Raw genomic sequence first — 5,766 nt, 5'->3', positions numbered from 1 at the left:
CAGGATATGTATAAAACTTACCGATATAAGTCATTTATCTGTATCTGGCAGAAAACCATACTATCCGCAGGATGTTTGAGTTTAATTTCTTGTGATAAGAAATAAGTTTCCCCGCGTTTTCGTAGATTTGTACAAGTTAGAGAAAGTTTAAATTCTTGGTCTAAATGTAAGGGCGATTTGAAACTGATCTTATCATAACTCACTGTCATAACAGATTGAATTTCTTCTACTTTGATCATTTGTTGAATGAAACGCGGCATCATCATCAAGATCATATTACCCGGAATAACAGGTTGCTCTGTGGTTTCTGGATTATGAATGTCTGTTTGATCCTGACTTAAGCGTAAAAAATGATTCAAATCCGCTTTTCCAAATTTAATATTGTCGGGATATATAATTTTTTGATCTATATAATCTGAAAGTTGGCTTGGTATCTTTATGTTTATCATGGCTTTTCCAACAATATAGCTGTGCCTAAACCACCCGCGGCTGCAATTGCGGCCAAGCCCTTAGACTTTGAAGGTGAATTTTGCAATTCATACCATAACCTTACAAGATTGATCGCACCGGAAGCGCCAATAGCATGTCCGCGTGATAATCCGCCACCACCTAGATTAAGTTTCTCACTAGAGATATTGAAATGGTTCTGATAGATCATAGCCTGAACTGCAAATGCTTCCATCACTTCAAATTTGTCGATTTCTTCTGTGGATATATTTTGCCTTTGCATCAAGGTTCTGGTGGCTGCTATCGGCGCCAAGGCTGGATAAATGGGATCACCACCTTGAGATTGGCTATCCAAGATAAGTAATGCATCTTTTATTCTTAGTTTATCAACGATTTCTTGATTGGTTAAAATAATAAAGGCTGCTGCATCTGCCTCCACAGCAGTTGTAGCGCTGGTTAAACCATATTCTGTGCCACCTTCCAGAACAGGTAGTTTTGCACAAGTTTTGGCGGAAAGATTACGCGTGAATTGATCTGTTGTAATATCATGGATTGGTGTAATCTCATCCACTGCGGACCCTGATTTGCGATGACTTTCAATGGCAAATTTCTCTTGATCCTGTCGCGTGATTTCATAATCCGCAGCAAGTTTCGCAGCAGATGTCAACATATCCGGGTCCCGATCAGGCCATGGGGCAAATGGGGGGCGAAGATATTCCATATCTTCTTCATCCATAGAAAATGCACGTTTAAATCGCCGCGGGGAACGACTATAAGATTCTGCGCCACCCGCAATCGTAATTTTATCCTGCCCAGATGCAACACGTTGTGCCGCAAGAATAATGCTATCCATACCCGAACAACATTGTGTGTCTATGCTAAAGGATGGCATTCGTTCGGGTAGCTTGGCTGCGAGCGCCGTCATTCTTGCGGGATTGCCGCCACCATAAAGCGCGTTGCCCAAAAAGAGACTATCAATTTGACTAGATTTGATTTTAACTGATTTTAAAAGATCCTTGATAACGGGTGCGGCAAGGTCGTGAAGGTCTAAGGAGGCAAATGCACCATGTCTAGGTACAACGGCGGATCGTTTCGCAGCTATCATATAGACCTTTGTCATTTGAGTGTTTCCAACTCTCTTTTGGTTAGTTTTGTTTCTAATAATTTGAGATCCGTTTTATCTGAGACGGTTCTTGGCCAATCATCAATCATATAAAAGCGATAAGGAATACTATAGCTCGGTAATTTTTCACGACAATATTGGATTAGTTCAGAAAGTTGTGGGGCTTCTGATTTTAAAATAACTGCGGCAATTGTATTTTCACGCTTTTCATCTGCCTCTTTAAACACGGCCGCATGATTTACGTTGGGTGAAGATTGTAGAACCTTTTCGATTTCTTCCGGATAGATATTGCGACCCATAGATTGGAACATTCGATCAATGCGACCGATTAGATGAAGATTATTTTCTTTATCTAAAAATCCGAGATCGCCAACAGAGATATAATCCTGATAAATTTGGCAATTTCCCATATCTGTTTGGCGGTTGGGAAGGGCATATCCTATAAATTTAAACTTACTTCTGACAAATATTTGACCTGTTTCACCAATGGGCACAGAATTTTTGTTTTGATCAAGGATAAGAAGATCAACAAATGGAAAAGCCTGCCCGACATTCGTGTTGTCGGTTTGTGAGGTCAGTTTGTTTGCAGAAATATAACTAAGTTCTGACGTGCCATAAAACTCATAAGTTTCCTGCATTGGAAATACTGAGGAAATATCATCCAGCCATGCTAATGGTAGCTTTGATCCGGAAGACAAGATCAGGCGCATCTTGTTTAAGGGAAGATCACTTGGTTTAACCGCATCAATAATTGATCGAATTTGCGTTGGCGTCATATAGGCGATCGTTGCCTTAAAATCCTGAATTTGTTTCAAAATGCGATCAGGTCGGAAATGACTGGATACGATAATGGTTGCGCCTAGATACAAGCCACGTATAGCCGCATAAAAGAAGAGGGAATGCGCCAGACTGCCCGGTGCAATAATCACATCATCTTTATAAAAGTTAAATATTTGTTGATCCGCTTTAAAACTATCCATCCAAGATTGTTGAGACCTTACAAACCCTTTCGGCCCGCCAGTAGAGCCAGATGTAAAGCCCGTATAGAAAGCCAGATCAGTGTTCGTGTTTAAAGTCGGTTTCTTATCGGATTGAGAAACAGGTAAGTCTGCATTATTGATAACAAGGTCTGGTTCTTGTTCTTGCAATATTGTGTCAATGATTTCATTTGGCCATTCTGAATTCAGAACTTCTGTATTATGTCCCAAACTTGTGGCAGCAATAAAAATACTCAATAATTCAAATGCGTGCTGATTAGGGAGTATAGTTGCAACTAGTTGATTTGGTTTGTCTTGAAAACAATGTTGATAGGTTTTTATTTTTTGAAAGAAATCCGCATAAGTAATGAGATTTCTATCTAAAATGATAGCGGTCTTATTTGGGTGGCTCGCAGCATGCTGTTTAATTTGATGAAAGATATCTATATGGGACATAGACAGGGTCCATTATTTGTCCAGATCAGGATGGTAAGGTTCGGTTTCAAAGCTTCTGGCATAGATTGCCTCGGATATTTCATCAGCCATTTTAAGCGTGCGTATAATTACTGGAACCGCAATGGCAAAGATATTTGTGGATAAACCCCGTGCATATTGTGCCTCTTTAACCTCTTCCGTAATGGCTTGAATTGTTGGAATAAAACGAATGCATAAACTGATAGTGAGGCTAACTCGTTCTACGGGTAAGATTTTATGGAGAGGCTTTAATCCGCGCTCGATACCTTCAACCATGTCAGATGTTCGAGTGGTTAAAGTGATCAGTGAAGCCGCTAATATTAAACAAGCAAAGCGCAATACGATCAATGTCGCAAGTTCAAGTGAATTACTGAAATATTGAACAATGAAAATAATAACCAAGAGGATGGCGGCTGGCCGTAATTGGCGCAGCATGATTTTCGCAGGAACGCCAGCTGTAAAGTAAAGACTGACAATAACAGCAAAGCAACCAGCGATAATTGTCAGATCGCGGATAAAAAATAATCCTGTCCCGATGAGGACAAGAGACAAGATTTTCTTGCCTGGTCCTATTCTATGAAAGAATGTTGTGCCTTCTATATAGAGACCGCTTAACATAGGGCATCTTCTATATATTTGGTGATAACGTCATCCGGCTTGCCTTGATCGATCAACTTACCTTGCTCAAAGCGTAAAATATGGTCGTAACTTTTAAGGAATTCTAAATCATGGGACACAACTAAAATTTGTTGGTCCAAATTATCCAGAATATCCATGATTTTCTTTTTATTTTGAAGGTCAAGCAAGGTGGTAGGTTCATCAAGCACAATATGATCAGGATCCATAATCAGAATACTAAGAATGGCAACAAGCTGTTTTTCACCGCCACTCAACGTATGACTTAATCGATCAAGTAAGTCAGACACGCCAAACATTTCAGCAGTCTGTTGGATGCGATCACTAATTTCTGACTTTGACAGACGACGATTTTTTAACCCAAAAGCCAGATCCTCCCGCACCATAGGGTAAATGATTTGGTTTTCTGGGTTTTGAAAAACAAAGCCAACGCGTTTTAGGACTTCTTTGCGGTTTTTATCTGTATATAAGTTGTTGACACTAACTTGGCCGGTTGCAGGCATCTCTATGCCATTAATAAGCCTGATAAAGGTGCTTTTACCCGATCCATTATGCCCAATAACCCCAATGCGCTTTTGATCCAGACATAAAGAAAGATCGCGTAAAATAACGCGACCTTCCTTTTTAACGCTGACTGAATCGAACTTGATCATTAGTCTTCAGATTTAGAAATGATCGGGTATGATTTTTTTACAACCAGTATAATCGCTGTTGCAATTACGGCTTTGATCAAATCACCCGGTACATATGCCATAGAACCTACGAATGCCTTATTGAAGCTGATTTCTGCGGCAACAGCAACCCATGGAATACCAATCGCATAGACAATCACAATACCGCCAATTGCTGCTGAAGCGAATGCATAAACAACATTTAACTTGTTCCATGCTTTTTCAACAATGTGACCTGTTACATAGGCACCAACGATCCAGCTTATTAAGAATCCCCCACTTGCACCGACAAAAACACCGAAGCCACCACGACCACCGGACAATAATGGTAAACCTACAGCGACCAATACAAGGAATAATACCACTGATAGGGCGCCTCGTTTAGCACCTAGAATGCCACCTGCCAGCATTACGGCAAGAGATTGGGCTGTGATGGGAACACCGATGGCAGCAATATTAATTGGTGGAAAGATGCCAAGAGCCGCGGTAATAGCAGCAAAAAGCGCAATATATACTGAATGCTTAATATCCATGAATGAATCCCTTAAATCTTTTAGTTATACCACAGAGTTGATTTTGTAATTTTCTGAGTAATATCAATTATATCTGTGGTTTCGAATTTGTTGGCATTCTTTTGGCTGTTTTTTGTGATTAATGCAAGTATCAAAATGCATGAAAATGGCTAAATTCTGCGGTTATTGAGGTACGCGTACGCAAAAAATGAATGGTTTCAATTTGTTGGGATTAATCGCTATATGGAAGTTCATTTCCACCTTTCCAATCAGACTCTAATTCGTGATTTTCTAATGCCATTAACAAGCACGGTATAAAATACACTTGTCTATGATCCCGGTTTTTGGATTTTGCGACGGAAGAAAGTATGGTTGTTGCCAACTGAAAAAAGGCAAATATGAAACTATTTTGAGTAACCGTTACGCTTTCGTCATCAGGACGCGTTAATAATTGCTCACATACGCGTACATTGGTTGAGGTGAAGGCGCGACAAGAAAAAGGTCGTATTTCATAAATCATACACGCATTGACCGGATCGAGAAACGGACAAGGTAATCTAGTAGAAAGTTTTTTATTTTCAGGTGCTTGCTCCCATTCATGCACATATAAATTAAGGACAGACTTAAGTTCCTTTATCTGTCCCTTTGGCAAAGCTGTTTGTAGGCAATGGGCAATAAAGAAGATCGTTTCGGGTGGGCATTTTACGGGTAGATGGCAACAAGAGGCACAGCCTGTACTACAATCTAGTTTTTCTCCACGCAATTCAGGCGATTTTAAACCTTCATTTATAAAATTCGTCATTTTGTCATAAAAAAAGGACATGATCTGGCTAGAATCATCATGATCATAAGCAAAATCATATAGCTCTTGAGCAATATCTTTAAAATGATCCATGAATGGTTGTCGACCCTGTGCTGTTTTTATG

General features: G+C 39.9%; 7 protein-coding genes. All 7 read right to left on the bottom strand.

Annotated features, from left to right (window positions below; translation table 11 throughout):
- Positions 1-17: 17 nt before the first annotated feature.
- A complete protein-coding gene (locus E1160_RS00960) occupies positions 18-359 on the bottom strand; it encodes a hypothetical protein (RefSeq protein WP_155153125.1) in 342 nt (113 codons plus the stop codon).
- A gap of 86 nt (positions 360-445) precedes the next feature.
- The gene (locus tag E1160_RS00955) at positions 446-1,567 is read right to left on the bottom strand and encodes a thiolase family protein (RefSeq protein WP_155153124.1); all 1,122 of its coding nucleotides are present in this window, start codon (positions 1,565-1,567) and stop codon (positions 446-448) included.
- Positions 1,564-3,003, bottom strand: a complete 1,440-nt coding sequence (locus E1160_RS00950) for an AMP-binding protein (protein ID WP_155153123.1) — start codon at positions 3,001-3,003, stop codon at positions 1,564-1,566. Before E1160_RS00950 ends, E1160_RS00955 begins: the two co-directional genes overlap by 4 nt.
- Before the next feature lie 12 nt (positions 3,004-3,015).
- The gene (locus E1160_RS00945) at positions 3,016-3,639 is read right to left on the bottom strand and encodes an energy-coupling factor transporter transmembrane component T family protein (RefSeq protein WP_155153122.1); all 624 of its coding nucleotides are present in this window, start codon (positions 3,637-3,639) and stop codon (positions 3,016-3,018) included.
- The gene (locus E1160_RS00940; protein WP_155153121.1) at positions 3,633-4,310 is read right to left on the bottom strand and encodes an energy-coupling factor ABC transporter ATP-binding protein; all 678 of its coding nucleotides are present in this window, start codon (positions 4,308-4,310) and stop codon (positions 3,633-3,635) included. The genes E1160_RS00945 and E1160_RS00940 overlap by 7 nt, the downstream gene beginning before the upstream one ends.
- The gene (locus tag E1160_RS00935) at positions 4,310-4,861 is read right to left on the bottom strand and encodes a biotin transporter BioY (protein WP_155153120.1); all 552 of its coding nucleotides are present in this window, start codon (positions 4,859-4,861) and stop codon (positions 4,310-4,312) included. The genes E1160_RS00940 and E1160_RS00935 overlap by 1 nt, the downstream gene beginning before the upstream one ends.
- A gap of 211 nt (positions 4,862-5,072) precedes the next feature.
- Positions 5,073-5,766, bottom strand: a 694-nt coding sequence (locus tag E1160_RS00930; RefSeq protein ID WP_218048632.1) for a YkgJ family cysteine cluster protein, incomplete at its 5' end; no start/stop codon positions are given.

Source organism: Curvivirga aplysinae (genome assembly GCF_009711445.1).
GTDB classification, from domain to species: domain Bacteria; phylum Pseudomonadota; class Alphaproteobacteria; order UBA8366; family Aestuariispiraceae; genus Curvivirga; species Curvivirga aplysinae.
The sequence above is the reverse complement of the archived record's forward strand: the minus strand, read 5'-3'. Positions and strand labels throughout refer to the sequence as shown.